Annotated in this window: 23 protein-coding genes; 11 read left to right on the top strand and 12 right to left on the bottom strand. The window is 64.7% G+C overall.

Annotation, left to right across the window (positions count from 1 at the left end; all coding sequences use genetic code 11):
* The first annotated feature begins 165 nt into the window (after positions 1-165).
* The 8 genes from rpsF (at position 166) to LRH25_RS26880 (ending at position 7,841) form a co-directional block, all read left to right on the top strand.
* On the top strand, positions 166-528 hold the full coding sequence (rpsF, locus tag LRH25_RS26845) for a 30S ribosomal protein S6 (protein ID WP_141285003.1): 363 nt from the start codon (positions 166-168) through the stop codon (positions 526-528).
* A gap of 40 nt (positions 529-568) precedes the next feature.
* Entirely contained in the window at positions 569-877 is a 309-nt protein-coding gene (gene priB, locus LRH25_RS26850) for a primosomal replication protein N (RefSeq protein WP_141285001.1), read from the top strand.
* A gap of 19 nt (positions 878-896) precedes the next feature.
* On the top strand, positions 897-1,181 hold the full coding sequence (gene rpsR / locus LRH25_RS26855) for a 30S ribosomal protein S18 (protein WP_141284999.1): 285 nt from the start codon (positions 897-899) through the stop codon (positions 1,179-1,181).
* A 12-nt stretch (positions 1,182-1,193) separates the two neighbouring features.
* Positions 1,194-1,646 carry a 50S ribosomal protein L9 gene (gene rplI, locus LRH25_RS26860; protein WP_141284997.1) on the top strand — a complete coding sequence of 151 codons (453 nt, stop codon included), beginning with the start codon at positions 1,194-1,196 and terminating at the stop codon, positions 1,644-1,646.
* Between the two features lie 193 nt (positions 1,647-1,839).
* Positions 1,840-3,264 (top strand): replicative DNA helicase, encoded by a 1,425-nt coding sequence (gene dnaB / locus LRH25_RS26865; RefSeq protein WP_141284995.1) that lies wholly within the window; start codon positions 1,840-1,842, stop codon positions 3,262-3,264.
* Positions 3,265-3,434: 170 nt separating this feature from the next.
* Positions 3,435-4,547 (top strand): PA0069 family radical SAM protein, encoded by a 1,113-nt coding sequence (locus tag LRH25_RS26870; protein ID WP_141285015.1) that lies wholly within the window; start codon positions 3,435-3,437, stop codon positions 4,545-4,547.
* 233 nt (positions 4,548-4,780) lie between these two features.
* A complete protein-coding gene (locus LRH25_RS26875; protein WP_141284993.1) occupies positions 4,781-6,106 on the top strand; it encodes a glycoside hydrolase family protein in 1,326 nt (441 codons plus the stop codon).
* Positions 6,107-6,554: 448 nt separating this feature from the next.
* Positions 6,555-7,841, top strand: a complete 1,287-nt coding sequence (locus LRH25_RS26880) for a hypothetical protein (RefSeq protein WP_141284991.1) — start codon at positions 6,555-6,557, stop codon at positions 7,839-7,841.
* Positions 7,842-7,927: 86 nt separating this feature from the next.
* On the opposite strand, the gene dnaJ is transcribed toward LRH25_RS26880, so the two are convergent.
* From dnaJ to LRH25_RS26910, 6 genes are all read right to left on the bottom strand, one after another.
* Positions 7,928-9,073 (bottom strand): molecular chaperone DnaJ, encoded by a 1,146-nt coding sequence (dnaJ, locus tag LRH25_RS26885; protein ID WP_141284989.1) that lies wholly within the window; start codon positions 9,071-9,073, stop codon positions 7,928-7,930.
* A gap of 114 nt (positions 9,074-9,187) precedes the next feature.
* The gene (gene dnaK, locus LRH25_RS26890) at positions 9,188-11,134 is read right to left on the bottom strand and encodes a molecular chaperone DnaK (protein ID WP_141284987.1); all 1,947 of its coding nucleotides are present in this window, start codon (positions 11,132-11,134) and stop codon (positions 9,188-9,190) included.
* A 98-nt stretch (positions 11,135-11,232) separates the two neighbouring features.
* Positions 11,233-11,769 carry a nucleotide exchange factor GrpE gene (grpE, locus tag LRH25_RS26895; RefSeq protein WP_141284985.1) on the bottom strand — a complete coding sequence of 179 codons (537 nt, stop codon included), beginning with the start codon at positions 11,767-11,769 and terminating at the stop codon, positions 11,233-11,235.
* A gap of 224 nt (positions 11,770-11,993) precedes the next feature.
* Positions 11,994-12,434, bottom strand: coding sequence for an Hsp15 family ribosome-associated heat shock protein (locus LRH25_RS26900; RefSeq protein ID WP_231012866.1), 441 nt, complete (start codon positions 12,432-12,434; stop codon positions 11,994-11,996).
* An 88-nt stretch (positions 12,435-12,522) separates the two neighbouring features.
* On the bottom strand, positions 12,523-13,980 hold the full coding sequence (locus LRH25_RS26905; RefSeq protein ID WP_141285013.1) for a sensor histidine kinase: 1,458 nt from the start codon (positions 13,978-13,980) through the stop codon (positions 12,523-12,525).
* A 16-nt stretch (positions 13,981-13,996) separates the two neighbouring features.
* On the bottom strand, positions 13,997-14,680 hold the full coding sequence (locus LRH25_RS26910) for a response regulator transcription factor (RefSeq protein WP_141284981.1): 684 nt from the start codon (positions 14,678-14,680) through the stop codon (positions 13,997-13,999).
* 141 nt (positions 14,681-14,821) lie between these two features.
* Between LRH25_RS26910 and LRH25_RS26915 the strand changes: the two genes are divergently transcribed.
* Genes LRH25_RS26915 through LRH25_RS26925 form a run of 3 tightly spaced genes read left to right on the top strand, consistent with a single transcriptional unit; the run spans position 14,822 to position 17,823 of the window.
* Complete coding sequence (locus LRH25_RS26915) at positions 14,822-15,784, top strand: Bug family tripartite tricarboxylate transporter substrate binding protein (protein WP_141284979.1); 963 nt, start codon at positions 14,822-14,824, stop codon at positions 15,782-15,784.
* Between the two features lie 20 nt (positions 15,785-15,804).
* The gene (locus tag LRH25_RS26920; protein WP_231012867.1) at positions 15,805-16,314 is read left to right on the top strand and encodes a tripartite tricarboxylate transporter TctB family protein; all 510 of its coding nucleotides are present in this window, start codon (positions 15,805-15,807) and stop codon (positions 16,312-16,314) included.
* Positions 16,315-16,329: 15 nt separating this feature from the next.
* Positions 16,330-17,823: a tripartite tricarboxylate transporter permease gene (locus LRH25_RS26925; RefSeq protein WP_141284975.1), complete on the top strand. Its 1,494-nt coding sequence runs from the start codon at positions 16,330-16,332 to the stop codon at positions 17,821-17,823.
* Between the two features lie 18 nt (positions 17,824-17,841).
* On the opposite strand, the gene hemH is transcribed toward LRH25_RS26925, so the two are convergent.
* From hemH to LRH25_RS26955, 6 genes are all read right to left on the bottom strand, one after another.
* Positions 17,842-18,933, bottom strand: a complete 1,092-nt coding sequence (hemH, locus tag LRH25_RS26930) for a ferrochelatase (protein WP_231012868.1) — start codon at positions 18,931-18,933, stop codon at positions 17,842-17,844.
* A gap of 5 nt (positions 18,934-18,938) precedes the next feature.
* On the bottom strand, positions 18,939-19,898 hold the full coding sequence (locus tag LRH25_RS26935; RefSeq protein ID WP_141289602.1) for an adenylate/guanylate cyclase domain-containing protein: 960 nt from the start codon (positions 19,896-19,898) through the stop codon (positions 18,939-18,941).
* A gap of 143 nt (positions 19,899-20,041) precedes the next feature.
* Complete coding sequence (gene rpoD / locus LRH25_RS26940) at positions 20,042-22,252, bottom strand: RNA polymerase sigma factor RpoD (RefSeq protein WP_141289601.1); 2,211 nt, start codon at positions 22,250-22,252, stop codon at positions 20,042-20,044.
* Between the two features lie 502 nt (positions 22,253-22,754).
* A complete protein-coding gene (gene dnaG / locus LRH25_RS26945) occupies positions 22,755-24,725 on the bottom strand; it encodes a DNA primase (protein ID WP_310742447.1) in 1,971 nt (656 codons plus the stop codon).
* Positions 24,726-25,001: 276 nt separating this feature from the next.
* Positions 25,002-25,307: an H-NS histone family protein gene (locus LRH25_RS26950; RefSeq protein WP_141290055.1), complete on the bottom strand. Its 306-nt coding sequence runs from the start codon at positions 25,305-25,307 to the stop codon at positions 25,002-25,004.
* 164 nt (positions 25,308-25,471) lie between these two features.
* Positions 25,472-25,744, bottom strand: coding sequence for an oxidative damage protection protein (locus tag LRH25_RS26955; protein WP_141290056.1), 273 nt, complete (start codon positions 25,742-25,744; stop codon positions 25,472-25,474).
* Between the last annotated feature and the right edge of the window lie 51 nt (positions 25,745-25,795).

Raw genomic sequence — 25,795 nt, forward strand, 5'->3', positions numbered from 1 at the left:
GCACCGTGCAGTGCGCCCAGGCGCTGCATGGGCCGCTCTTCTCTTCACAAGGGGCGCCGGGGAAATCTGGCGCCCTTGTGCTATAATCGAAGGCTTTTCCCCCTTGCCGTACCTGCAGATTGACGCGCGGTGCGGCTTCCTCAATGGAATCCACAAGGAGTTTCGATGCGTCACTATGAAATCGTTCTGCTGATCCATCCGGATCAAAGCGAACAAGTTCCGGCCATGCTGGAGCGCTACAAGAGCCTGATCACCACCAGTGGTGGCAAGGTTCATCGGGTGGAAGACTGGGGCCGCCGTCAGCTGGCCTACATGATCCAGAAGCTGGCCAAGGCGCACTACCTGTGCCTGAACATCGAGTGCACCACCGCGGTGCTGGCTGAGCTCGAAACCGGTTTCCGCTTCAACGACGCCGTGCTGCGTCACCTGACCGTCAAGCTCGAGAAGGCTGAAACAACGCCTTCCGTGATGATGAAGTCGGTCGAGAAGGAAGAAGCCCGCAAGGCTGCCCAGGAAACCACCGCCTGAGCCCAGCAGGGTTCAAGTCGGTTGTGAGTTGCAAGCCTCGATGAACCGATTGGTTCTGGCCGCCCAAGTGGTGGAGCGAGGCAAGATGCGTTACACCCCCGCCGGTCTGCCGGCCCTGGACATGCTGCTCAAGGCAGAGTCCGAGGTCAGCCAGAACGGGCAACCCCGCAAGGTCTCGCTGGAGATCCGCTCGGTGGTCATCGGGGACATCACCCGTCAGGCCGAGCGGCTGGCGCTGGGAGTGCAGGCGATGTTTGCCGGCTTCCTGGCCCCCTCGCGCAATGGCAAGGGTCTGGTGTTTCACATCACGCAACTCGACGTCGACGAGCCCGTTTCTGTATCCGGATAGAAATTCAGAGGTCATTGACATGCCCCCGCCAAAGTCACGTTTTTCCAAGGACCGCCGTCCCAAGCGCAACCAGCAATCGCTGCTGTTCCGCCGCAAGAAGTTCTGCCGCTTCACTGTCACTGGCGTCGAATCGATCGACTACAAGGACGTGGACCTGCTGCGCGACTTCATCGGTGAAAACGGCAAGATCACGCCGGCTCGCCTGACGGGCACCCGCGCGTTCTTCCAGCGTCAGCTGACCACCGCCATCAAGCGCTCGCGCTTCCTGGCGATGCTGCCGTACAGCGACATGCACCGCGTCTAAGGAGTCCACACCATGCAAATCATCCTGCTGGACAAAGTGGCCAACCTCGGCAACCTGGGCGACATCGTCAAGGTCAAGGACGGTTACGCCCGCAACTTCCTGATCCCGACCAAGCGCGCCCGCCGCGCCACGGACGCCGCGATCAAGGAATTCGAAGCCCGCCGCGCGGAACTGGAAAAGGTCGCTGCCGAGAAGCTGTCGACCGCCCAGGCCCTGGGCGAGAAGCTGAACGGCGTCACCGTCATCGTCAGCCAGAAGGCTGGCGTTGATGGCCGACTGTTCGGCTCCGTCACCAACGGCGACATCGCCGAAGCCCTGGTCAAGCAAGGCTTCCAGATCGTCAAGGCCCAGGTGCGCATGCCCAACGGCCCGCTGAAGGCGGTTGGCGATTTCTCGGTCAACGTGGCTGCCCACACCGACGTGGTCGTGGAAGTCAACGTCAAGGTCGTCGGCGCCACCGACTGATCCTGGCCCACAGGTCGCAGCTTGGCTGCGACACTGGTGCACGCCCAGAAGGGGCCGGTTTTCGAACCGGCCCTTTTTCTTTTCCGGACGGGCGCTTTCGCAAGGGACGGCCGGTGCTTGTGCACCCGCTTCCCCCAGCTTTTCCACAGGCTTGCGCACACCGTGCCAGGCGCCTGCCTCTTATGATTTGCTGATGTCGACGATCTTCGAAGAACTGGGCGGACGCTCCGCCAAGAGCCGTGACGACGAGGTCGCCAAACTTCGCGTGCCGCCGCATTCCATTGAGGCCGAGCAGTCGGTGCTGGGCGGTCTGCTGCTGGACAACGGTGCCTGGGACCGGGCGGCGGACGTGCTCAGCGAGGGCGATTTCTACCGCTACGAGCACCGCATGATCTTTGGCGCCATCGGCGGCCTGATCAGCACCTCAAAGCCGGCCGACGTCATCACCGTCTTCGAGCGGCTGCAAAACCTCGGCAAGGCCGACGAATGCGGCGGTCTCGGCTACCTGAACGCACTGGCGCAAAGCGTGCCCAGTGCGGCCAACCTGCGGCGCTACGCCGAGATCGTGCGCGAGCGCGCGGTGCTGCGCAAGCTGATCGCCGCCAGCGACGAGATCGCCACCCAGGCCTTCAACCCGCAGGGCAAGCAGGTCTCGCAAATCCTCGACGAGGCCGAAGGCAAGATCTTCAAGATCGGCGAGGAAGGCCAGCGCAGCAAGGGCGGTTTCCAGAGCATGGACCAACTGGTCATGCAACTGATCGACCGGGTCACCGAGCTCGCTGAAAACGGCGCCGAAGACGTGACCGGCGTGCGCACCGGCTTCTACGACATGGACCGCATGACCGCGGGCCTGCAGGGCGGCGACCTGATCATCCTGGCCGCGCGTCCGTCCATGGGCAAGACCGCATTCGCACTGAACATCGCCGAGTACGTGGCCGTCAGCGAAGGTTTGCCGGTGGTCATCTTCTCGATGGAAATGGGCGCCGCACAGCTGGCCTTGCGTCTGGTCGGTTCGCTGGGCCGCATCGACCAGCAGCACCTGCGCACCGGCGCGTTGAAGGATGACGAGTGGGGCCGGCTCACCGAGGCCGTGGACAAGCTCTCAAAGGCTTCGGTGTTCATCGACGAGACCCCTGCACTGAACCCGGCCGAACTGCGCGCCCGTGCGCGGCGCCAGGCCCGCCAATGCGGCAAGCTGGGCCTGATCGTCATCGACTACCTGCAGCTGATGAGCGGCAGTGGCAGCGGCAATGGTGAAAACCGTGCCACCGAAATCTCCGAGATCTCGCGCGGCTTGAAGGCGCTGGCCAAGGAGCTGAACTGCCCGGTGATCGCGTTGTCGCAGCTGAACCGCTCGGTCGAAACCCGCACCGACAAGCGGCCGATGATGTCCGATCTACGCGAATCCGGCGCCATCGAGCAGGACGCGGACGTGATCATGTTCATCTACCGCGACGACTACTACAACAAGGAATCCAAGATTCCTGGCACCGCCGAAATCATCATTGGCAAGCAGCGCAACGGCCCGGTGGGCTCGGTGCACCTCGCCTTCCTGAAGCAATCGACCAAGTTCGACAATCTGGCGCCCGACGCCGCCTACGGCGGCAGCGAATACTGAGCCGCCGTGCCACCGGCTGCGCGGTGGATTCAATGGCTGGCGGCGAGGGATGAAATACTGTATAAAAATACAGCATGCCATCCCGTTTTTCACTCCCGCCAGCTGACGAGTCCCTGGACGATGCGGCCTCGCTGAAGCGCTCGCCATTGCGGCGTTCCACACCCGCACCCATGGCTGCGCCGGTGCCCACGGCGCCCATCACGCTGCAACCGCGCAAGGGCAGGGGCACGACCTGGGCGATTGCGCACCGCTTCAGCCGCGACGAGCGTGAGCCGGTCGACGACGGCTGGGGTGCGCTGGATCAGGCTGTGCAAGCCGAAGAACTGGCGCCGGGCACGCAAGTCATCTTCGAGCATGTCAAATCCATCCTGACCGGCAACGAGTCGCCAGACATTCCGTTCGACCTGTCGATCAATCCGTACCGGGGCTGCGAGCACGGCTGCATCTACTGTTTTGCGCGGCCCACGCACAGCTATCTCAATCTCTCGCCTGGGCTGGATTTCGAGACGCGCATCATTGCCAAGGTGAACGCTGCCGAGCGCCTGCGGGAAACCTTGAGCCGGCCGGGTTACACGCCAGCGCAGCTGAACATCGGCTCCGCAACCGACGCCTACCAGCCGGTCGAGCGCAAGCTGGGCATCACCCGCGCGATCATCGAAGTGCTCTGCGAAGCTTCGCATCCGTTCTCTGTCATCACCAAGTCGGCAGGCATCGAACGCGACCTGGACCTGATCGCGCCCATGGCCGGTGCAGGCCTGGCGGCGGCCTATGTGTCCCTGACCACGTTGGAGCCGGCACTCGCGCGCATCCTGGAGCCGCGCGCCGCTTCACCGCAGCGGCGCCTGAAAACCATCCAGAGCTTGAGCGAGGCGGGTGTACCGGTGGGGGTCAGCGTATCGCCGGTGATCCCGTTCCTGAATGAACCGGAGCTTGAGCGCATCCTGGAGGCGGCCGCACAGGCCGGTGCCGTCTCGGCTTTCAGCATTCCGCTGCGCTTGCCCTGGGAAGTGAATCCGCTGTTCCAGGACTGGCTGCAGACCCACTTCCCGGACAGGGCCGCGCGGGTCATGGCCAGGGTGCGCGAGATGCGGGGCGGCCGCGACAACGACGCTCGCTTTGGCACCCGGCTTCGCGGCGAAGGCGCCTGGGCGGAACTGCTGCGCCAGCGGTTCACGCTCGCGGTGCGCAAGCTGGGTCTGAACAACACCCGGACAGTGTTGGATTTCGGTGAATTCAGACCGCCTGCCAGAGCTGGCGCACTGCACCAATTGAGCTTGTTTTAACCCCATGTTGCACCGCGCCAGTGCGGGTTGACGTGTGGCGTCATGAGAGTTAGGGAGCAAGCGCCAAAAATGCTGGTGTCATGACGCTGCGCTGCGTAGAGTGGTAACCGTACGTCATCGGTGTAGTCGTAGGTGACGGTTAGCAAGCTTCAGATGACAAATGTCACGGTGGCTTGTTTCGGCAACGGTGACCCGCATGCCGCCTGTTTGACCGGCGGCCAGGAGATTCAAATATGAAGAAGCAGGACATTTCGCAAGCAGGCGTCACGCCGATCGGCGTGCAACATTGCGCGGCGATTTTGAGCCGTGCCGCGCTTGCCCTTTGTCTGGCTGGCGGCGTGGCCAGTGCTGTCCACGCCGCAGGCACCGCCACGGCAACGCCCGCACCCGAAGTGCAGGTGACCTCTCGCTACATCATCGACTATGAGTTCGATTGGGGTCGCGACGGCACCTACTGCTCGACCTGCAACAGCGGAGCCGGCAATTCACGGTTGGCCTACACCGACTTGACCAACAATCTTTGGGTAGGTCAGGTCGATTTCCAGACGGGCAAGTTCAAGCCGCTGGACGGTCGTGGCCAATTGGTCGACACCCACACCGCCTTGCCGACCGACTTCGGCAATGGCCCGGAATGGATGTTCTCAGCGCTGGGCTCCCAGCTGGTCTACACCAGGTACCAGCCGGACGTAGATCCGCCGACGGCAGACAGCACAGGGTTGGGGATTGCCAGCCAAAACGCCGACGGCACCTGGGCCGCGGGATTCTTGCCAAACGGCATGCAGCGGCAGTCGCCGATTGGCACGCTGGACCTCAGCGACACCCTGCCGCGCATCCAGTACCAGGACTACAACAAGGTCAAGACTTACTGGCGGCAGTCTGCCAGTTCAACAGAAGCCCAGGTGCCGACCAAAGGCTTCAATGGTGGGTCACGCCGTTGGGTTCCCGGCACACACAGCATCATCCTGACGGGCCTGGGTACCCGCAAGACTTCGGGTCAGGGTTACCGGCAGGTCTACTTGTACGACACCGATACCGACACCTTGACCCAGATCACGGACGATGCTTCGAACCAGGTGGGTGCCATGATGTGGCAGGCGCCTGAGTTCAATAACGAGTACGTTTTCTTCACGGTGAAAGACGGCACGCAACTGGTCGTCTATCGCAAGTTGCCGAACGCCGCCGGTGTGGCCGCCTGGACGCCGGTGGCCACCTTGGCTGCACCGTCCAATTCGCCCTACATCTGGTCGCCGGAATATTTTGTGTACAACGGGAAGTCGTACATCTTCTTCCAGATGAACACTACCAGCGACTCCACCAACCTCACCCAACCGAGTACCTTGGGGATGATGGGCATCCTGCCGGGAAATTCGGCATTGACCTTGCTGACGCCCCCGGACGCTCCGGCGCGCGTGCGCATGGACCCGGAGTACTTCATCACCGCCGGGGGGCCGTTCATCTATTACAACCGCTACAAGCTGCAGACCGACACGATGCCATCAGTTCCTGAGGGTGTGTGGCGTGTCGATACCCAGCTGGGTGGCGAATCATCCACCAAATGAGCCAGGTAAATGTTCCTGCATGACTTGCCGATAGTGTCGGCAAATTGACAAAAAAGGCGGCCTGCGGGTCGCTTTTTTAATTTCCGATCCAGCGGTGCATCACCAAGCGAATTGGCGAGACATATTGGCATCTTCCCCAAAGCTGAGGAAGTACCCCACAATGGTGGATTGCCATCAAAAAAAATCCGTGTAAATTCGATATCTGAACGTCGACTCAGCAGTATCGGTGGGCGCCCGCGGTTGTAACTCGATTCGAGGCTGCAACTTCAACTTGTGACATGCGAGCAGTGGCCAAACTGCTCCTGCCAGCGGCATGGCCGCAGAGGTCAACATGATGGCTCAGAACCCCTTATGCATCCCTGTAGAGAGCGTAGTTTGCAACTCTGCGGTTGAGTATTCAAAGCAAACTGTCCGCCATTTGACAAAGCGGGCCAGATGGCGTGTTGCCATGATGTCTGTTTTGTTGTTGGCCGGCCAGGTCGCCTCGGCCAAGAAGGAAGGGCCAGCCCCGGAAGTCCAGGTGACGCCCAACTACATCGTCGACTTCGAATTCGACTGGGGACGAGACGGCGTGGACTGCCCGACCTGCAACCACGGCTCCGGCAATTCGAGACTGGCCTTCACCGATCACAACTATCGGCTGTGGGTGGCGCCCCTGGACATCAAGACCGGCAAGTTTCTGCCGGACAATGGCAAGGGCACGCAGGTCGACAGCCATACTGCTTACGCCACGGACTTCGGCAACGGCCCGGAGTGGATGTTTTCCTCGATCGCGGGTTCGCAGCTGGTCTATACGCGCTACCAGCCAGACGTCCCGCAGAGCCCGGATTCGGCCGTGCTTGCCATCGCCACTCAAAACGCTGACGGAACCTGGCTGCCAGCATCGCTGCCGGGCGGAGAGAAGCGCCAATCACCAATTGGCACTCAGGATCTGGACGATTTGGCGCCGCGCATCCACTACCAGGACGTGGCCAAGCGCCGCACCTTTTGGCGCGACTCCGAGGTGTCTACCAATGATGAGACCAAGTTGCCCACCACTGGCTTCAGCGGCGGTTCGCGCCGTTGGGTTCCGGGGACGCACAAGATCATCCTGACCGCCACCGGCCTCGAAGGCACCAAGGGCTACGGCCGGCAGCAGGTCTTCCTGTTCGACACCGATACCGCGGTACTCAAGCAAATCACCGACGAAGATGCAGACCATGCAGGTGCCATGATGTGGCGCGCGCCCGAATACGACAACCAGTATGTATTTTTCAGTGTGCGCAATGGCAAGCAACTGGTGGTGCATCGCAAGTTGAAGGATGAAACCGGAAAGAAGCACTGGACTTCCATCATTCAACTCGATCTGCCGCCTGAAACGCCGCATCTCTGGTCGCCGGAGTATTTCCTCTTCAATGGCAAGTCTTATATTTTTTACCAGATGAACAAGAGTGCCAACGCGTCGGACTTGTCCAAGCCGGGGGTGCTGGCCATGTCGATGATTTTGCCCAAAAAAGCGAAAATCATTCCACTGATTTCACCCGACGCAGAGCCCCGCGTGCGCATGGATCCTGAATACTTCATCACGGCCAAAGGGCCGTATCTGTACTACAACCGCTACAAGCTCCGGACTGATACCGAGGACTCTCAGCCTGAAGGCGTATGGCGTGTGGATACCCGGCTCGGAAAACCCAATCCTGCTTTGCAGGCAGCCAGTCGCCGAGTGATCCCGGAAGCGCCCGGCGAACTTGACTGATCGCGCGTTTGGAATCCACCCCGCAAAAAAAGGCGACCCTGGGGGCGCCTTTTCAATTCCGCTGCCACCCGGGGGCAGCTTGCGAGTTACTTGAACAGGTCCTTGACCTTGTCTGTCCAGCTCTTGGCGTTCGGAGAGTGCTTCTCGCCGCCTTTTTTCAGCGACTCCTCCAACTCCTTTAGCAACTTGCGCTGATGCTCGGTGAGCTTGACCGGCGTTTCAACTGTCACATGGCAATACAGGTCGCCGGGATAGGCCGAGCGCACGCCCTTGATGCCCTTGCCTCGCAAGCGGAAGGTCTTGCCGTGCTGCGTGCCTTCGGGCAGCTCGATCTCCAGCTTGGCCGTCAGCGTGGGGACCTCGACCGAGCCGCCCAGCGCCGCGGTCGTCATCGAGACGGGCACGGTGCAGTGCAGGTCGTCTCCGTCGCGCTCGAAGATCTCGTGCTGCTTGATGCGAATCTCGATGTAGAGATCACCGGCCGGACCGCCATTGGTGCCAGGCTCGCCGTTGCCGGCCGAGCGAATGCGCATGCCTTCGTTGATGCCGGCGGGGATCTTCACTTCCAGCGTCTTCTGGCGCTTGATCTTGCCGGCGCCGTTGCAGGTCGTGCAGGGCTCGGGAATGATCTTGCCAGTGCCGTGGCAGTGCGGGCAGGTCTGCTGCACGCTGAAGAAGCCCTGGCGCATGTGCACAGTGCCGCCGCCATTGCAGGTGGTGCAGGTCTTGGCCTTGGTGCCGGGCTTGGCGCCGCTGCCGCCACAGGTGTCGCAGCTGTCCCAGGTGGGAATGCGGATCTGGCTCTCCTTGCCCAGCGCAGCCTCTTCCAGCGTGATCTCCATCGCGTAGCTGAGGTCGTTGCCACGGTAGACCTGCTGGCCACCGCCGCCGCGGCGCCCGCCCTGACCCTGGCCGCCGAAGATGTCGCCGAAGATGTCGCCGAAGGCCTCGGCGAAACCGCCGAAGCCTTCAGGGCCCGCCCCGCCGCCGCCGCGGTTCGGGTCCACGCCGGCGTGTCCGTACTGGTCATAGGCCGCGCGCTTCTGCGCGTCGGAGAGCATCTCGTAGGCTTCCTTGGCCTCCTTGAATTTCTCTTCGGCCGCCTTCGCCCCGTCGCCCTGGTTGCGATCGGGGTGGTGCTTCATGGCCAGCTTGCGGTAGGCCTTTTTGATGTCGTCCTCGGTGGCATCTTTGGCCACGCCAAGGATTTCGTAAAAGTCACGCTTTGCCATGTACTCTTTCTGAACGCTTCAAACAAAGCCGCCGCGTGAGGGCGCAGCTTGCAAGCTGCGCGCCCGACGCGGCGAATCACCGACCCGGGCCCCTATGCGAGGCCCGGCCGGAGATCACTTCTTGACTTCCTTGAACTCGGCGTCCACCACGTTGTCGTCGTCAGCCGGCTTGGCAGCCTGCGGCTGTTCGGCGCCAGGTTGCGCGCCTGCAGCGCCGCCGGCGGCGGCCTGAGCCGCCTGCTGCTCGGCGTAAACCTTCTCGCCCAGCTTCTGGCTGGCGGTCATCAGGGCTTCGCTCTTGGCGTCGATGGTGGCCTTGTCGTCGCTCTTCAGTGCCTCTTCGGCTTCCTTCAGCGCGGTCTCGATTTTTTCCTTCTCACCGGCGTCCAGCTTGTCGCCGTGTTCGGCCAGGCTCTTCTTGACCGAGTGGATCATGCCGTCGGCCTGGTTGCGGGCTTGCACCAGTTCCAGCTTCTTGGCGTCTTCCGCCGCGTTCAGCTCGGCGTCTTTCACCATCTTCTGGATCTCATCTTCCGACAGGCCCGAGTTCGCCTTGATGGTGATCTTGTTTTCCTTGCCGGTCGCCTTGTCCTTCGCGCCGACGTGCAGGATGCCGTTGGCGTCGATGTCGAAGCTCACCTCGATCTGCGGCAGGCCACGCGCGGCCGGGGCAATGCCTTCCAGGTTGAATTCGCCCAGGCTCTTGTTACCTGCGGCGAGTTCACGCTCGCCTTGGTAGACCTTGATGGTCACGGCCGGCTGGTTGTCGTCCGCCGTCGAGAACACTTGCGCGAACTTGGTCGGGATCGTGGTGTTCTTCTTGATCATCTTGGTCATCACGCCGCCCAAGGTCTCGATGCCCAGGCTCAGCGGGGTGACGTCCAGCAGCAGCACGTCCTTGCGGTCGCCGCCCAGCACCTGACCTTGAATCGCGGCACCCACGGCGACGGCTTCGTCAGGGTTCACGTCCTTGCGGGGTTCCTTGCCGAAGAACTCCTTGACCTTGTCCTGCACCTTGGGCATGCGGGTCATGCCGCCGACCAGGATCACGTCGTCGATTTCGCTGACTTTGACGCCCGCGTCCTTGATGGCGGTGGCGCAAGGCGCGATGGTGCGTTCGATCAGCTCTTCGACCAGGGCTTCCAGCTTGGCGCGGCTGAGCTTGATGTTCAGGTGCTTCGGGCCGGAGGCGTCTGCCGTGATGTAAGGCAGGTTGACGTCGGTCTGCGAAGAGTTCGACAGCTCGATCTTGGCCTTTTCAGCGGCTTCCTTCAGGCGCTGCAGGGCCAGCACATCCTTGGTCAGGTCGACGCCTTGTTCCTTCTTGAACTCGGAGACGATGTAATCAATGATGCGCTGGTCGAAGTCTTCGCCGCCCAGGAAGGTGTCGCCGTTGGTCGACAGCACTTCGAACTGCATCTCGCCGTCCACATCGGCGATCTCGATGATGGACACGTCGAAGGTGCCGCCACCCAGGTCATACACGGCGATCTTGCGGTCGCCCTTGCCGTGCTTGTCCAGGCCGAAGGCCAGGGCAGCCGCGGTCGGCTCGTTGATGATGCGCTTGACGTCCAGGCCGGCAATGCGGCCAGCGTCCTTGGTGGCCTGGCGCTGGGCGTCGTTGAAGTAGGCCGGTACCGTGATCACGGCTTCGGTCACTTCCTCGCCGAGGTAGTCCTCGGCGGTCTTCTTCATCTTGCGAAGCACTTCGGCCGAGACCTGCGGGGGGGCCAGCTTCTTGCCGCGCACCGACACCCAGGCGTCGCCGTTGTCGGCCGCGGCAATCTCGTAGGGCATCAGGTTGATGTCCTTCTGAACTTCCTTCTCGGTGAACTTGCGGCCGATCAGGCGCTTCACTGCGTACAGCGTGTTGCGCGGGTTGGTCACGGCCTGACGCTTGGCCGAGGCACCCACCAGCACTTCGCCATCTTCCTGGTAGGCAATGATGGACGGGGTGGTGCGAGCGCCCTCGGAGTTCTCGATCACCTTGGTCGAGTTGCCTTCCATGACGGCGACGCACGAGTTCGTGGTCCCCAGGTCAATGCCAATGATCTTGCCCATTTTTCTGCTCCTGTGAGGAATGTGTTCCGGTTGTCTCGGAATTGTGGATAACTGTCTTGATTTCAAGGGCGCGGGGCCCTGTGAACAACTGATTCGGCTTACTTCGGCGCGGCCACAGTCACCAGGGCCGGGCGCAGCACGCGCTCGGCGATGGACGCGCCCTTCTGGAGGACGGCCACTACGGTGTTGGCTTCCTGTTCGGCCGGCACCATGCTGATGGCCTGGTGCTGGTGCGGGTCGAAGCGTGTGCCGGCTGGCGGGTTGATCTCCAGCACCTTGTTGCGCTCCAGCGCCGCAGCCAGCTGACGCAGCGTGGCGTGCACGCCTTCCAGCACCTTTTCGACCGGTGCATCAGGCATTGCGATCGCGGCTTCCAGGCTGTCCTTCACCGGCAGCAGGCTTTCGGCAAAAGACTCGACGCCGAACTTCCGTGCCTTGCTGATTTCGTCTTCTGCGCGACGGCGGATGTTTTCCATCTCGGCCTTGGCGCGCAGGTAGGCATCGGCCATTTCGGTGTGCTTGGCTTCCAGCTCGGCCAGGCGGGCTTCGGCCGGAGGGTCGCCCGCCACGGCCTGTGCGGCGTCCTGCTGTTCGGCCGATGCGTTTGGATCCAGGGATGAGTCGTTGGTGTTCATCGGAGGCGGGGGCAAAGGCCCGTTGGGAGGGCCCGCGGTGGCGCGGGCGAAATTGGTGGTTGTGGCGTGTGAAGCCCGACTTGGCGGGTCAACTGAGGGCGGTGTCCGCACTTTCAAGAGGGCCTTGCGCGCTTTCTTGAAGATTTTTTGCGCGGCCGTGGCAAACGCGAGCGCGAGATGGGCGAGCTTTGCCCGGAAAGAGCGGTCGCGGTCAGGATGATGGGTCAGACCTTGCCGCCCTCGGCGTCGTCGATGCTGGCGCTCCAGCGGTTCCAGTCGCTCAACTGGCGCCGGTCGCGCTTGGTGGGGCGGCCATGCGCCAGCGATTGCGCCGGTTCCACGCCCTGGCGGCGCGCCTCGCGGGCTTCGCTGCGAGCCAGCAGGCTGGCCGCGGTTTCCTCGTAGAGCTGCTGTGCGACAGGCGCCGGGCCGCGGATTTCGGTCAGGCCGAGCACCTGCACTTCACGCGCTGGAAGCCCCGGCTCGCGCAGCAGGATGCGGTCTTTCAAGCGCAGGTCGCGTGAGGGTTTGGCCGGCTGGCCGTTCACTTCGACGCGGTTCTTGCCAATGGCCTCCACGGCCAGCGAGCGGGTCTTGAAGAAGCGCGCGGCCCAGAGCCACTTGTCCAGCCGCACCGGGTGGTCACACAGTTTCGGATCGATCACGGCATGCATTGTCCTTCAGCTTCACGCTCGGTTTGTCCGGGGTGGTTGGGCAAGGCGCATGCCGATCCGGGTGCCGCCACTGGGCGCGTCACACAGCCGCCAGCGGCAGCCGCACGATCGCGTCCAGGCCGGTGATGCGGCCGTGTACGTTGCGGCTTTCCAGCGTCACCTGGCCCTGCAGCGAGTGCGCAATCTGGTCGCAGATCGCCAGGCCCAGGCCGCTGCCGTGCTCGGTCGGCGCCTCGTCCGCCCCCAGGCTGCTGGCGCCGGTGGCAAAGGGCTGGAACAGGCGGGCCTGCTGGGCTTCGCCCAGTCCGGGGCCGGTGTCGGCCACGGTCAGCGCGGCGTGCCGGCCGTCGCAGACCAGCTGCACCGTCAGCCGGCCTTGCGGCGGACTGTATTTGATGGCGTTGTGCAGCAGGTTGCGTGTCAGCTCGCGCAGCGCCCAGGCGTGGCTGCGGATGGGCGCAGGCTGGGTGCTGATCTCGAAGTCCAGACCGTGGTCGACAATGAGCGCCGAGAGGTCCAGCGCCACTGCGCGGGTGATCTCGGCCCAGTCTTCCACCGGTGCGGGCTCGCCCTGGCGCATCTGTTCGACCTTGGCCAGCGCCAGCATCTGGTTGGCCAGTTGCGTGGCGCGGGCCACCGTCACTTCGATCTCCTTGAGCGCCAGCTCGGCCGGCACATCGCCGCGGCGGGCCGATTGCACCTGCACGCGCAACACCGCCAGCGGCGTGCGCAACTGGTGCGAGGCGTCTCTCACGAAGCGGCGCTGGTGGTCGAGCAGGTGGCGCAGCCGGCCCATCAAGTGGTTGGTGGCATCCACCAGCGGCCGCAACTCCTTTGGCGCGCCGCTGCTGTCCACCGGTGTCAGGTCGCCCTCGGCCCGGGTGTGCAGTGCCTGGCTCAATGCGCGGATGGGCCGCGTGGCCCGCTGCACTGCCACGCCGACCACCGCCGCAATCAGCAGCAGCAGTGCGCCCTGGTGCCACAGCGTGTCGACCAGCAGGCTGCGCGCAAGCGTCTGTCGCAGCTCCAGCGTCTCGGCCACCTGCACCATGGCCATGCCTTGTCCGCCCGGCCAGACGACTGGCTGCAGCAGCACCGCCACGCGCACCGGCGTGCCCTGGTAGCGGTCGTCGTAGAAGTCCACCAGCGCCGCGTAGGGGCCTTTGGCGGGCAACTGGCCGTGCCAAGTGGGCAAGGCTTCGAAGCCGGACACTGTTTCGCCCTGAAAGCCGGTGACCTTGTAGAAGATGCGGCTGCGGTTGTCGGCCTCGAAAGGCTCCAGCGCCGAGTAGAGCAGGGTGGCCTTGAGGTGAGTGCCGGGCTGCTCGCTGTTGACCTCCAGCAGCTCGCCGATGGATTTGGCCGTGGCCAACAGCGTTCGGTCATAGGCAATGTCCGCCGCGCGCAAGGCTTGGCGGTACAGCATCACCGTGTTGACCGCGATGACCAGCAGTGCAGGCAGCAGGATGCCCAGCAGCAAGCGGCTGCGCAGCGACAGCCGCGCCCCGGCCGTGTCCAGCCAGCCGGTCGAGCCCATGTTCACGTGCCCCGGCTCAGCTGTCGGCCTTGAGCAGGTAGCCCAGGCCGCGCAGCGTCACCAGTTGCACCTCGGTGGGCTGCAGGCGCTTGCGCAGCCGGTAAGCCACCACCTCGACTGCCTCGAACTGCACTTCATGCTCACCCGGAAACACGGCCTCGAACAGGCGCTCCTTGGTCACCGCATGACCGGGCCGCTGCAGCAGTGCGCGCAGCAGCGCGGTTTCGCGCGGGGTCAGCTCCAGGGCCTCGTCCCCGTGGTAAATCGCTCCTTCATCGCCCTCCCAGCGCAGGCCGCCAAAGCCGTTGCTGGGCGCGGCAAAGGCAGCAGGCCCGCTGCCGGCGGCGCGGCGGGCCATGGCGCGGATGCGCGCCTCCAACTCGTCCAGGTCGAAGGGCTTGGGCAGGTAGTCATCGGCACCGGTGTTCAGGCCGATCACACGGTCGCCGATGGTGCCGCGCGCGGTCAGGATCATCACTGGCGTCGTCAGCCCGGCAGCGCGGGCGTGTGCCAGCACCTCCAGCCCGTCCAGGCCCGGCAGGCTGAGGTCCAGCAGCACCACGTCGGGCATGCAGGCCTCCCAGCGTTCCAATGCCCGCTGCCCCTCGCCCCAGCAGACCACCTGCATGCCGCGCCGGTTCAGCGTGCGGGCCAGCGTGGCCTGCATCGTGGCGTCGTCTTCGATCAGCAGCACCTTCATGCGGGCCACCATAGCACCGACCGCGGTAGGGCCATGCCGGTGGCCGTACCCGCATTTCCCCTAGGCCGATGGACAGCCATTTGACAGCCTCGCGCGTCACCATCGCCCGATTCGATTCAAAAACTCCCAGGAGACATGCCCATGCGCAGAGACGCTTTCCTCAAGAGCCTGGCCGCGATGGCCGCAGCCGGCGCATTGCCGATGTCGGGCCACGCCGCTGGTGTGGCGCTGAAGATGATGGTGCCGGCCAACCCGGGCGGCGGCTGGGACAGCACCGGCCGAGCGCTGGGCAAGGCGCTGCAGGATGCCGGCGTGGCTTCCTCGGTCAGCTACGACAACAAGGGTGGTGCCGCTGGCGCGCTGGGGCTGGCCCAATTCGTCAATGCCAGCAAGGGCGACCCGCACGCCCTGATGGTGATGGGCGCCGTGATGCTGGGCGGCATCATCACCGGCAAGCCGCCGGTCGACCTCAGCCAGGCCACGCCGATCGCGCGCCTGATCAGCGAATACAACGTCTTCGTGCTACCGGCCAACTCGCCTTTCAAGACCATGAAGGACGTGGTCGACGCGATGAAGAAGGACGTGGGCAGCGTCAAGTGGGGCGGCGGCTCGCGCGGCGCCACCGAGCACATTGCCGCGGCCATGATCGCGCGCGAAGTGGGTGTGGACGCGGCCAAGATCAACTACGTGCCGTTCCGCGGCGGTGGCGAAGCCGTCGCGGCCATCCTGGGTGGCAATGTCAGCGTGGGCGGCAGCGGCTACAGCGAGTTCCAGCCGTACATCGCCAGCGGCAAGATGCTGCCCATCGCCGTCACCTCGCCGGCCCGGCTGCCTGGGCTGAACGCGCCCACACTGAAGGAGCTGGGCATCAACGTCGAGATCGGCAACTGGCGCGGCGTGTATGGTGCGCCCGGCATCACGCCCGATCAGCGCAAGGCACTGACCTCCATGGTGCTGGCGGCCACCAAGGCCCCGGCCTGGGCCGAGGCGATCCAGAAAAACGGCTGGACCCCGGCGCTGCTCAGCGGCCCGGCCTTCGACGAGTTCGTGGATCGTGAGTTCGCCTCGCTGCGCGCCATCATGGCCAAGAGTGGCATGGTCTGAGCATGGCTGATGAGCAATTGATGTCACCGCCCGCGGTGAACCGGCCGCAGATGCTGGTCGGTGCCGGTGTGATCGTGCTGGGTGGTGTGCTGGCTGTTGGCGCGCTGGCCATTCCGGCCAATGCCGGCTATGCCGGCGTGGGTCCGAACTTCCTGCCCTGGCTGGTGGCCGTGGCGCTGCTGGCCTGCGGCGTGGGGCTGGTCTGGCAAGCCCGGCGGGGCGGCTTTCGTGCGATGGAAACGCCGTCAGGCGCGGCGCACGGTGACTGGCGCTCGATGGCCTGGGTGGCGGCCGGCGTGCTGCTGAACGCCGCAGCCATCACCCGCATTGGCTTTGTCTTCAGCTGCGCGCTCTGCTACGTGCTGGCGGTGCGCGGGCTGCGCCTGTCCGAGGGCAAGCCGGCCGGCAGCGTGCGGACCACGCTGGTCGACGCGGCCGTTGGGCTGGCAATCTCGGCGCCGGTGTTCTGGCTGTTCACGCAATTGCTGGCCATCAACCTGCCGGGCCTGACCGGCACCGGTTGGCTCTGAGCGGAGGGAGACACCATGGACATCTGGCACCAACTGCTGCAAGGCTTCATGACGGCGGGCACGCCGGTGAACCTGTTGTGGGCCTTCGTGGGCTGCGCGCTGGGCACGGCCATCGGCGTGCTGCCTGGCCTGGGCCCGGCGGTGACGGTGGCGATGCTGCTGCCCATCACCTCGCAGGTCGAGCCTACCGCGTCGATGATCTTCTTCGCTGGCATCTACTACGGCGCGATGTATGGCGGCTCCACCACCTCCATCCTGCTGAACACCCCTGGCGAGACGGGCACCATGGTGACCGCGCTCGAGGGCTTCAAGATGGCCAAGAGCGGCCGCGCGGGCGCGGCGCTGGCCACATCCGCCATCGGCTCCTTCGTGGCAGGCACCATCGCCACGGTGCTGGTCACGCTGTTTGCGCCGCTGGTGGCCGATTACGCCGTGCAACTTGGCCCGCCGGAATACTTCTGCCTGATGCTGCTGGCCTTCACCACCGTCAGCTCGGTGTTGGGTGCCAGTGCACTGCGCGGCATGACGGCGCTGTTCATCGGCCTGGCCATCGGCCTGGTCGGGCTGGATCAGATCACCGGCCAGGTGCGCTACACCGGTGGCATTCCGGAGTTCCTCGATGGCATTGAGGTGGTGCTGATCGCGGTGGGCCTGTTTGCGGTGGGTGAGGCGTTTTACAACGCCCTTTACGAGGGCCGCAGCGAAGCCAAGTTGAACAGCACCGGCCGCGTGCACATGAGCAGGCAGGAGTGGCGCCGTTCGTGGCCGGCCTGGCTGCGCGGCACGGCCATCGGCTTTCCGTTCGGCACGCTGCCGGCGGGCGGCTCGGAGATCCCGACCTTCCTCAGCTACGCCACCGAGCGCAAGCTCTCCAAGCATCCGGAAGAGTTCGGCACCGTGGGCGCCATCGAAGGCGTGGCCGGGCCGGAGGCGGCCAACAATGCGGCTGTGACGGCCACGCTGGTGCCGCTGCTGACGCTGGGCATCCCGACCTCGGTGACCGCGGCCATCCTGCTCTCTGCGCTGTCCAACTACGGCATCCAGGCCGGGCCGCAGCTGTTCACCACCTCGGCCACCCTGGTCTGGGCGCTGATCGCTTCGCTCTACATCGGCAACGTGATGCTGCTGGTGCTGAACCTGCCGCTGGTGGGCCTCTGGGTGAAGCTGCTGAAGATCCCGCGGCCGCAGCTCTATGCCGGCATCCTGATCTTCGCCACCGTGGGCGTTTACGGCATGCGCCAGAGCAGCTTCGACCTGTTCCTGATGTTCGGTGTCGGCCTGGCTGGCGTGCTGATGAGGCGCTTCGACTTTCCCACCGCACCGGTCATCGTCGGCATGATCCTGGGGCCACTGGCCGAAGCGCAGATGCGCAACGCACTCTCCATCGGCGAAGGCCGCTGGACGGTCTTCATCGACCGGCCGGTGTCGGTCTTTTTCCTGGCCTGCGTGGTGGCGGTGCTGGTGCTGCCGCGCGTGATGCGCTGGTGGGGCCGCCGGCGCGTCGCCTGAGCGTCCACCGCTTGGCGATCAGGCCCTGGCGCCAGCCGCCAGGGCCCGTGCTTTCGTGGCCGCCAATGTGGCCGGCGAGGGCGGGTCGAGTTCCCAGCCGGCCAGATGGCGCCGCGCCAGCGCCGCCAGCGCGGCGACGTGCGCCGGTGAATCGTTCAGGCAGGGGATGTAGTGGAACACCTGGCCGCCTGCGTGCAGGAAGGCCTCCCTGGCTTCCTGGCTGATCTCCTCCAGTGTTTCCAGGCAGTCGGCTGAGAACCCAGGGCAGACCACGTCGACTTGCGCCACACCCTGCTGCGCCAGCGCCACCAGGGTGGGTTCTGTCGCCGGCTCCAGCCACTTCGCCTTGCCAAAGCGGCTCTGGAAGGTGACGCGGTACTGCTCGGTCGACAGGCCCAAGGCCTCGGCCAGCAGCCTGGCGGTCTTGTGGCACTGGCAGTGGTAGGGGTCGCCCAGGTGCAGCGTGCGTTCGGGCATGCCGTGGAAGCTCATCACCAGCATGGGCGCGCGCCCAGCCTGTTGCCAATGCGCGCATACGCTGGCGGCCAGCGCCTGGATGTAGCCTGCGTCGTCGTGGTACTGGGTGACGAAGCGCAGCGCCGGCAGGCGGCGGGTGCGGCGGGTCCATTCGGCGACTTTGTCGATGGTGCTGGCCGTGGTGGCGCCGGAGTATTGCGGATAGGCCGGGAGGACCAGGATGCGGTCCACGCCCCGGTCGTGCAGGGCCTGCAGGGCGGCGGGGATGCCCGGATTGCCGTAGCGCATGGCTGGGACCACGATCACAGGCAGGCCGTCGGCGGCCAGCTCGGCCTGCAGCTCGCGGGCCTGTCGCTGGGTCCAGACCAGCAGCGGCGAGCCTTCGGGCAGCCAGACGCTGGCGTACTTGCGTGCCGACTTGGCCGGCCGGGTGCGCAGGATGATCCCGTGCAGGATGGGCCACCAGACCAGCCGCGGGATCTCGACCACCCTGCTGTCGCTGAGGAACTCGGCCAGGTAGCGGCGCAGTGCCGCCGGCGTGGCGGCGTCGGGGGTGCCCAGGTTGGTGAACAGGATGCCGACACGCGGCGCCTGCCCGTGCTGGAAGGACGGGGCGGGAGCGGGTGGTGGCATGCGGTTCAGCGGTGCTGCCAGGGAGCGGCGGCTGGCGGGAAGGGCGGTGGTGGCGGGTCGTTGTGGGCGATCAGCGAGAAGCGCAGCGTGGCCACGCTGGCGTCGTTGGGCGAGCCGCCCAGGCCCAGTTCGCCCTGGCCATGCAGCGTGCAGCTGCCGCGGCGCAGGCTCAGCACCTCGTCGTCGCCTGCAAAGCGCACGAAGGTGCCGTTGATGCTCAGGTCGGTCAGCTGCAGTGCGCCGCCCATCAGGTCGATGCGGGCATGGGTACGGGAAACGCGGGCGTCCTCCACCTTCATGCCGCAGGCCGCGCCGCGGCCCAGCAACACCGGCATGCGGTCGCGCAGGAAGCGGTGCGGCTGGCCGCGCCAGCTCAGCAGCACGCCCAGCGCGTCATGCGTGGCCGAAGGGCTTTCGAGGTGGGTGACTTCGGTGTCCGGCCCCTTGCTGCGGGCCAGCAGGAACACCTCGGCTGGCTCCACGCGGCCGCGCAGGTGCACCTTGTCGAGGTGCCGGAAGCGCGAGCGCACTTCCCAGGGCAATTCGTCGTAGACCTCGCGGCCGATCAGCGATTCGCTGTCGCCGGCATGGTCCAGCAGCCTGGCCGCGACGTTGACGGCGTCGCCGAAGCAGTCGCCGCCGACCTCGACCACTTCGCCGGCGCTGATCGCGATCTGCAGCTGCACGCGTGGTGTGGGCCGGTCGCTCGGCGCGGGTTGGCGCTCCAGGTCGTCCTGCATCTGCACCGCGGCAGTCACTGCGTTGATGGCGCGCGGAAACACGGCCATCAGGCCGTCGCCCAGGGTCTTGACGAGCTGACCGCCGCATTCCGGGACGCGGCGGGCGAGGTTGCGGATCACGTCCGTCACCACTGACGTGGCGTGCGCGTTGCCCAGCGTTTCGTACAACGCGGTGCTGCCTCGCAGGTCAGCAAAAAATACGTATCTGCGCTTGATGGTCGCCATGCCCGATTGAGTTTAGCGCGCAAGCCACAGGCCGGCGCAAGGGGCCAGGAAAACCCGGGCGCCAACGAAAAAGCGGGTGACGCATTGCTGCGTTCCCCGCTTTTCATTTTGGGGCTGTCAGGCCCGCGTCAGGCTTTGCTGGATCAGATGTTGTCCAGGTAGGTGCGCAGCTTGTCCGAGCGGCTCGGGTGCTTCAGCTTGCGGATCGCCTTGGCTTCGATCTGGCGAATGCGCTCGCGCGTCACGTCGAACTGCTTGCCCACTTCTTCCAGCGTGTGGTCGGTGGACATTTCAATGCCGAAGCGCATGCGCAGCACCTTGGCTTCACGCGGGGTGAGGCTGTCGAGGATGTCCTTCACCACGTCGCGCAGGCCGGCCTGCATCGCGGCCTCGATGGGCGCAGTGTTGTTGGTGTCCTCGATGAAGTCGCCCAGGTGGCTGTCGTCGTCGTCTCCGATCGGCGTTTCCATGGAGATCGGCTCTTTGGCGATCTTCATGATCTTGCGGATCTTGTCCTCGGGCATTTCCATCTTCTCGGCCAGCGTCGGAGCGTCCGGCTCGAAGCCGAACTCCTGCAAATGCTGGCGCGACAGGCGGTTCATCTTGTTGATCGTCTCGATCATGTGAACCGGGATGCGGATGGTGCGCGCCTGGTCGGCGATCGAGCGGGTGATGGCCTGACGAATCCACCACGTCGCATAGGTCGAGAACTTGTAGCCGCGGCGGTATTCGAACTTGTCCACCGCCTTCATCAGGCCGATGTTGCCTTCCTGGATCAGGTCCAGGAACTGCAGGCCGCGATTGGTGTACTTCTTCGCGATCGAGATCACCAGGCGCAGGTTGGCCTCGATCATTTCCTTCTTCGCATCGCGCGAGGCCTTCTCGCCCTCGTTCATGCGACGGTTGATGTCCTTCAGGTCTTCGACCGGCACGACGGCACGGGCCTGCAGGTCGATCAGCTTCTGCTGCAGTTCCTGCACGGCCGGCAGGTTGCGGGCGAGGATGGCGCTGAACGGCTTGGCCGCCGCGATTTCCTTCTCGGCCCACTTCAGGTTCAAGGCATTCGGCGGGAAGGTCTTGATGAAGTGTTCCTGCGGCATGCCGCACTTGTCGACCACGATCTTGCGGATCTCGCGTTCGTAGCGGCGCACGTCGTCCACCTGCGAGCGCAGGATGTCGCACAGCTTCTCGATGGTCTTGACCGTGAAGCGGATGGTCATCAGGTTTTCACTGATGGCCAATTGCGCCTTGCTGTACGGCTGCGACTTGTAGCCTTCCTTCTCGAAGGACTTGCGCATCTTGTCGAAGTGAATGCGCAGGTCGGCGAATTTGGTCAGCGCGGCATTCTTCAGCTCTTCGAGCTTCTTGGTCAGGGCCTTGGAGCCGCCATTGCCGTCGTCGTCGTCTTCCTCGTCGAACTCGTCGAAGTCTTCTTCGGCCACGTAGTCGTCGGCCTCGTCCTTGGCGACGAAGCCGTCCACCACGTCGGAGATCTGCATGTCACCGGCGGCGATCTTGTCGGCCATCGCCAGGATCTCGGCGATGGTGGTCGGCGAGGCAGAGATGGCCTGCATCATGGCCTGCAGGCCACCTTCGATGCGCTTGGCGATTTCGATTTCGCCTTCCCGGGTCAGCAGTTCGACCGAGCCCATTTCGCGCATGTACATGCGCACCGGGTCGGTCGTGCGGCCGAATTCCGAGTCGACCGTGGACAGCGCCGCTTCGGCCGCTTCTTCGGCTTCTTCTTCGGTGGCGGTCGAGGTGGCGCCGCCAGCGATCAGCAGCGTGGCCGCATCGGGCGCCTGCTCGTAGACCGCGATGCCCATGTCATTGAGCATCGAGATGATGGCTTCGAGGATTTCCTCGTTGACCAGCTTCTCGGGCAAGTGGTCGTTGATTTCCTGGTGCGTGAGGTAGCCACGCGTCTTGCCCATCTTGATGAGCGTCTTCAGCTCCTGGCGGCGCTTGGCGACTTCTTCTTCGGTCAGCGCGGTTTCGTCCAGGCCGAATTCACGCATCAGCGCACGCTCCTTGGCGCGGCTGACCTTCATGCGCAGCGGCTTGGCCTTGGGCTTGTCCTCGGCTTCCTCGACGACTTCGGAGCTTTCGACCACCTCGACTTCGACCTCGCCTTCCAGCTCGGCCTCGATGTCGCTCAGGTCGTCTTCGACTTCCTCGACCGCTTCCTTCTTGGCCGGGGTTTCCGCCTTCGGCTTGCGGCCACGCTTGGCCTTGCCGTCTTCTGCCGTGGCCGTGGCGGTCTTGGCTGCCGCTTTGGTCTTGGTCAGCTTGGTGTCTTCCGCATCGGCGGCGGCCTTGACGGTCTTGGTGGCGGCGGTCTTCTTGGCGGTCATGCAGATCCTTGAGGGAACCTTGGGGAAACAGTCGTGAGGGGCAGCGTTTTCAGGCTCCTGATACTGCCTTGCCGACGTGCGGCAGCTGCAGCGCGCAAACGCGCTGCAGCAAAAGCAGGGCATGGAGAACTGAAAACCTGCCGGCTGCCTTGCTCACCATGTGGCGACGGTGTCGCCACATCACAAGCAAAGGCAGCGCAATCAGTGGGCGCAAACCAGTCAGCTCATTCCGGCGGGCAAGTTCGCGTGGACATGACATTTTTGCGTGCAGCGCTGGCGGAGGGAGGGGACCGGCCTTGAGAACTTGAAGTGCGTTCTACCCATGGCATGGGCTGTCCATGCGGGTGGTCCATGCCGGCAGTGCTGCTGTCACTCTTGCCGCTGAAAATCGGATTTTACCCAAATGCACTATTTTTGAGCAAGGCAAGGCCTTGAAAAGCGAAGGGACTTCGCTGATTTTCTTCGCGTATCGGCCAGCCATTTCGCAGGCGTGGCTGCCGGACTAGCTTTCGTCCTTTGGCGCAGCCGCCTGGCGGCGCTTCACTTCCCGCCATTGGCGATCCAGCTCGCGGTATTGCTGCAGCGCGGCCGGATCGGCGCCGGCCTGGGCCAGCAGCTGCTTCATCTGCTGTGCCAGGTCGCGTTCGAGCAGCACGTCCAGCGCGCGGCGGAAATCGTCCAGCGTGGCGCCCGGGTCGGCGTCGCCGTCCGCCAGCTGGCGGCTGGCTTCGGGCAGTGCTTCGTCAGTGGCCAGGGCTTCGCGCAGCACCGCCCAGGAGCGCGGGCCGTGCTCGGCCAGGTCGCGCTCCAGCCAGGCAATCAGGTCGCCGTGCGGAGCGGGCAGTGCGTGCAGGAAATCGTGTTCGTTGCCGGGCAGGCTGTCCCACCATTGCGGCTGGCCAAACAGCATTTGCAGCACCCGGTCTTCCGGCCTCTTCGGCGCTGGCCTGCGGCCACGCACCGCCGGCGGACCTTCCGCCTGGCCGGCGCGGTCGCGATTGAAAGGCCGCTTGCGCCAGGCCGGCTCACCGCTGCCAAACTTGCCGCGGCTGGCGTAGCGCTCGCCCGGCGGCGTGCCGTCGTCAAAAGGATCATCTGTCTCTGCCGGCGAGCTGCCGTGGGCCTGGGCATTGCCTGGTCTGCCACGTGAATTGCCCTGGCCCTGGCCCCACAGGCCGGACAGCTCTTCCGCCGGCAGGCCGCCCTGGCGGGCCAGCTCGCTGAGCAGCTGCAGCTTCAGTGCGCCGTCGGGCAAGGCCTGCCACAGAGGGCGGGCCTGGGCCAGCATGCGCGCCCGGCCCTCGGCCGTGTCCAGCGCGCAGTCAATGGCCGCGTGTTCCAGCAACTGGCGCGACAGTGGCACGGCATCCCGCACCTGGGCTTCGAAGGCCTGCTGGCCATGGGCGCGCACATAGCTGTCCGGGTCGTGTTCGGCGGGCAGGAACAGGAAGCGGAAGCTGCGCGTGTCGGTGGCATGTGGCAGTGCTGCTTCCAGCGCCCGGCCGGCGGCGCGGCGGCCGGCGGCGTCGCCGTCGAAGCTGAACACCACCTGTTCGGTGAAGCGCAGCAGTTTCTGCACATGCTCCGCAGTGCAGGCCGTGCCCAGCGTGGCCACCGCGTTGGGAAAACCCAGCTGCGCCAGTGCCACCACGTCCATGTAGCCTTCGGTGACCAGCGCGTAGCCTTTTTCCCGCAGTCCGGTGCGCGACTCGTACAACCCATACAGCTCGCGGCCTTTCACGAAGACCGGCGTCTCGGGCGAGTTCAGGTACTTGGGTTCGCCCTTGTCCAGCACCCGGCCGCCAAAGGCGATGGTCTCGCCCTTGACGTTGCGGATGGGAAACATGATGCGGTCGCGGAAGCGGTCGTAGCGCTTCTGGTCGGCCTCGCTCTTGCCTTCGTCCGCGCCTTGCGCGATGACCATGCCGGATTCGGCCAGCAGCGGATCGTCATAGCGCGCAAACGCGCTCGCCAGCGTGCGCCAGCCTTCGGGTGCATAGCCCAGGCCGAAGCGCTGGGCGACCTCGCCGGTCAGGCCGCGGCGTTTCAGGTAGTCGATGGCGCGTGGGCTGGACTTCAGCTGCTGGCGGTAATGCTGCGCCGCCTTGGCCAGCACGTCGGTCAGCGTGGTCTGGCGCTGGCGCTGCTCGGCCGCTGCGGCGCGGTCAGCCTCGCTGCGCTCGTCTTCCGGCACCTGCAGGCCAACCTGTTGCGACAGGTCTTGCACGGCTTCCACAAAACTCATGCCGTGGTGCTCGGTCAGGAAGCGGATCGCGTCGCCATGCACGCCGCAGCCGAAGCAGTGGTAGGTCTGGCGAGACGGGCTGACGATGAAGCTGGGCGACTTTTCGCCGTGGAAAGGACACAGGCCCTTGTGGTTGATGCCGGCCTTCTTCAGCTCGACATGGCGGCCGACCACCTCGACCACGTCCACGCGCGACAGCAACTCTTGGATAAAACCTGGTGGGATCACAACGGAAGTCTAGGGCATTGCCCTGGGGCAAGGCTCGGCGCCACCCAAAAGCTGCGCCAGAAAAAGCAACAGGGCAGCCGAGGCCGCCCTGTGGTGTGGCAAAGCAATATGAAGCGCGCTATTGCCTGAAGAAATGTTCGCCGCATCGGCTGGCCGCCGATTTGCCGATTGATTTCTGCCATGCACCGCCGCTGACGGCGTCCCCCTGAATGCTGGCGAATTTCAACCGGAAGGTCCGGGCGAACCCGCGGTACTCAAACCGCGAAGTCGCAAAGCTTAAACCGAGAAGTCGCCAAGCGACTTGCCGGAAGCCAGCGCAGCCTGCAGCCACTTGGGCTTCAGGCCTCGGCCGGTCCAGCTTTGGCCGGTGGCCGGGTCGCGGTATTTCGCGGCCACTTTCTTGGTGCCTTCGCCCTTGGGGGCGGTGGGCGCCTTGCCAGCCAGATCGGCGGCGGTCAGGCCATATTCGCTCATCAGCGACTTGACCTTGGCAATGGCATCGGACTTGGCGGCGCGCTGCGCTTCAGCAATTTGCTTCTCGAGCGCTGCTTTCTGCGCCAGCAGTTCCTGGATCGTGGTCATTCGGTTATCTCCAATCAATGAACCCGGAGGGCAAGCGGATGATAACCGAGGTCAGCGAAAGGTTCCGCAGGCAAGCCCACAAAACTGTCACAGATTCCCACGACTGCGACAAACCCGATATGCCAATACCAGATGTCAGAAAAAACCCTGGTTAGTGGCTGCGCTCAGGCGCTGGGCGGCACAAAGCCGGCCGGCTGTTCGGCACCGCCGCCGAACAGGAACTGTTCCATCTGCCGCGCAAGGTACTGGCGGGCGCGTGCGTCGGCCAGGTTCAGGCGGTTTTCATTGACCAGCATGGTCTGGTGGCGCTTCCATAGGTCAAACGCTTCCTTGCTGATGTTCTCGTAGATGCGCTTGCCCAGCTCGCCCGGGTAGACGGGGAAGTCCAGCCCTTCGGCTTCTTTCTTCAGGTAGCTGCACTGGATGATGCGTGCCATGGTATTGCTCTCGTATCGGGTTCGGGTTCTCAAAAGGGGCCGGCGGCCCCG

Origin of the sequence: Ideonella azotifigens (genome assembly GCF_021043325.1) — a bacterium.
In the GTDB taxonomy this organism is placed as follows: Bacteria; Pseudomonadota; Gammaproteobacteria; order Burkholderiales; family Burkholderiaceae_C; genus Ideonella; species Ideonella azotifigens.

Coding starts and splice junctions, on each gene's coding strand:
- LRH25_RS26910 (WP_141284981.1), bottom strand. CDS start 14,680: ATGAAGGTGCTGCTGATCGAAGACGACGCCACGATGCAGGCCACGCTG.
- LRH25_RS26925 (WP_141284975.1), top strand. CDS start 16,330: ATGGACATCTGGCACCAACTGCTGCAAGGCTTCATGACGGCGGGCACG.
- grpE (WP_141284985.1), bottom strand. CDS start 11,769: ATGAACACCAACGACTCATCCCTGGATCCAAACGCATCGGCCGAACAG.
- LRH25_RS26880 (WP_141284991.1), top strand. CDS start 6,555: ATGATGTCTGTTTTGTTGTTGGCCGGCCAGGTCGCCTCGGCCAAGAAG.
- rpoD (WP_141289601.1), bottom strand. CDS start 22,252: ATGACCGCCAAGAAGACCGCCGCCACCAAGACCGTCAAGGCCGCCGCC.
- LRH25_RS26905 (WP_141285013.1), bottom strand. CDS start 13,980: ATGGGCTCGACCGGCTGGCTGGACACGGCCGGGGCGCGGCTGTCGCTG.
- dnaK (WP_141284987.1), bottom strand. CDS start 11,134: ATGGGCAAGATCATTGGCATTGACCTGGGGACCACGAACTCGTGCGTC.
- LRH25_RS26950 (WP_141290055.1), bottom strand. CDS start 25,307: ATGACCACGATCCAGGAACTGCTGGCGCAGAAAGCAGCGCTCGAGAAG.
- dnaJ (WP_141284989.1), bottom strand. CDS start 9,073: ATGGCAAAGCGTGACTTTTACGAAATCCTTGGCGTGGCCAAAGATGCC.
- hemH (WP_231012868.1), bottom strand. CDS start 18,933: ATGCCACCACCCGCTCCCGCCCCGTCCTTCCAGCACGGGCAGGCGCCG.
- LRH25_RS26955 (WP_141290056.1), bottom strand. CDS start 25,744: ATGGCACGCATCATCCAGTGCAGCTACCTGAAGAAAGAAGCCGAAGGG.
- LRH25_RS26920 (WP_231012867.1), top strand. CDS start 15,805: ATGTCACCGCCCGCGGTGAACCGGCCGCAGATGCTGGTCGGTGCCGGT.
- LRH25_RS26870 (WP_141285015.1), top strand. CDS start 3,435: ATGGCTGCGCCGGTGCCCACGGCGCCCATCACGCTGCAACCGCGCAAG.
- rplI (WP_141284997.1), top strand. CDS start 1,194: ATGCAAATCATCCTGCTGGACAAAGTGGCCAACCTCGGCAACCTGGGC.
- priB (WP_141285001.1), top strand. CDS start 569: ATGAACCGATTGGTTCTGGCCGCCCAAGTGGTGGAGCGAGGCAAGATG.
- dnaB (WP_141284995.1), top strand. CDS start 1,840: ATGTCGACGATCTTCGAAGAACTGGGCGGACGCTCCGCCAAGAGCCGT.
- LRH25_RS26875 (WP_141284993.1), top strand. CDS start 4,781: ATGAAGAAGCAGGACATTTCGCAAGCAGGCGTCACGCCGATCGGCGTG.
- rpsR (WP_141284999.1), top strand. CDS start 897: ATGCCCCCGCCAAAGTCACGTTTTTCCAAGGACCGCCGTCCCAAGCGC.
- LRH25_RS26915 (WP_141284979.1), top strand. CDS start 14,822: ATGCGCAGAGACGCTTTCCTCAAGAGCCTGGCCGCGATGGCCGCAGCC.
- LRH25_RS26935 (WP_141289602.1), bottom strand. CDS start 19,898: ATGGCGACCATCAAGCGCAGATACGTATTTTTTGCTGACCTGCGAGGC.
- rpsF (WP_141285003.1), top strand. CDS start 166: ATGCGTCACTATGAAATCGTTCTGCTGATCCATCCGGATCAAAGCGAA.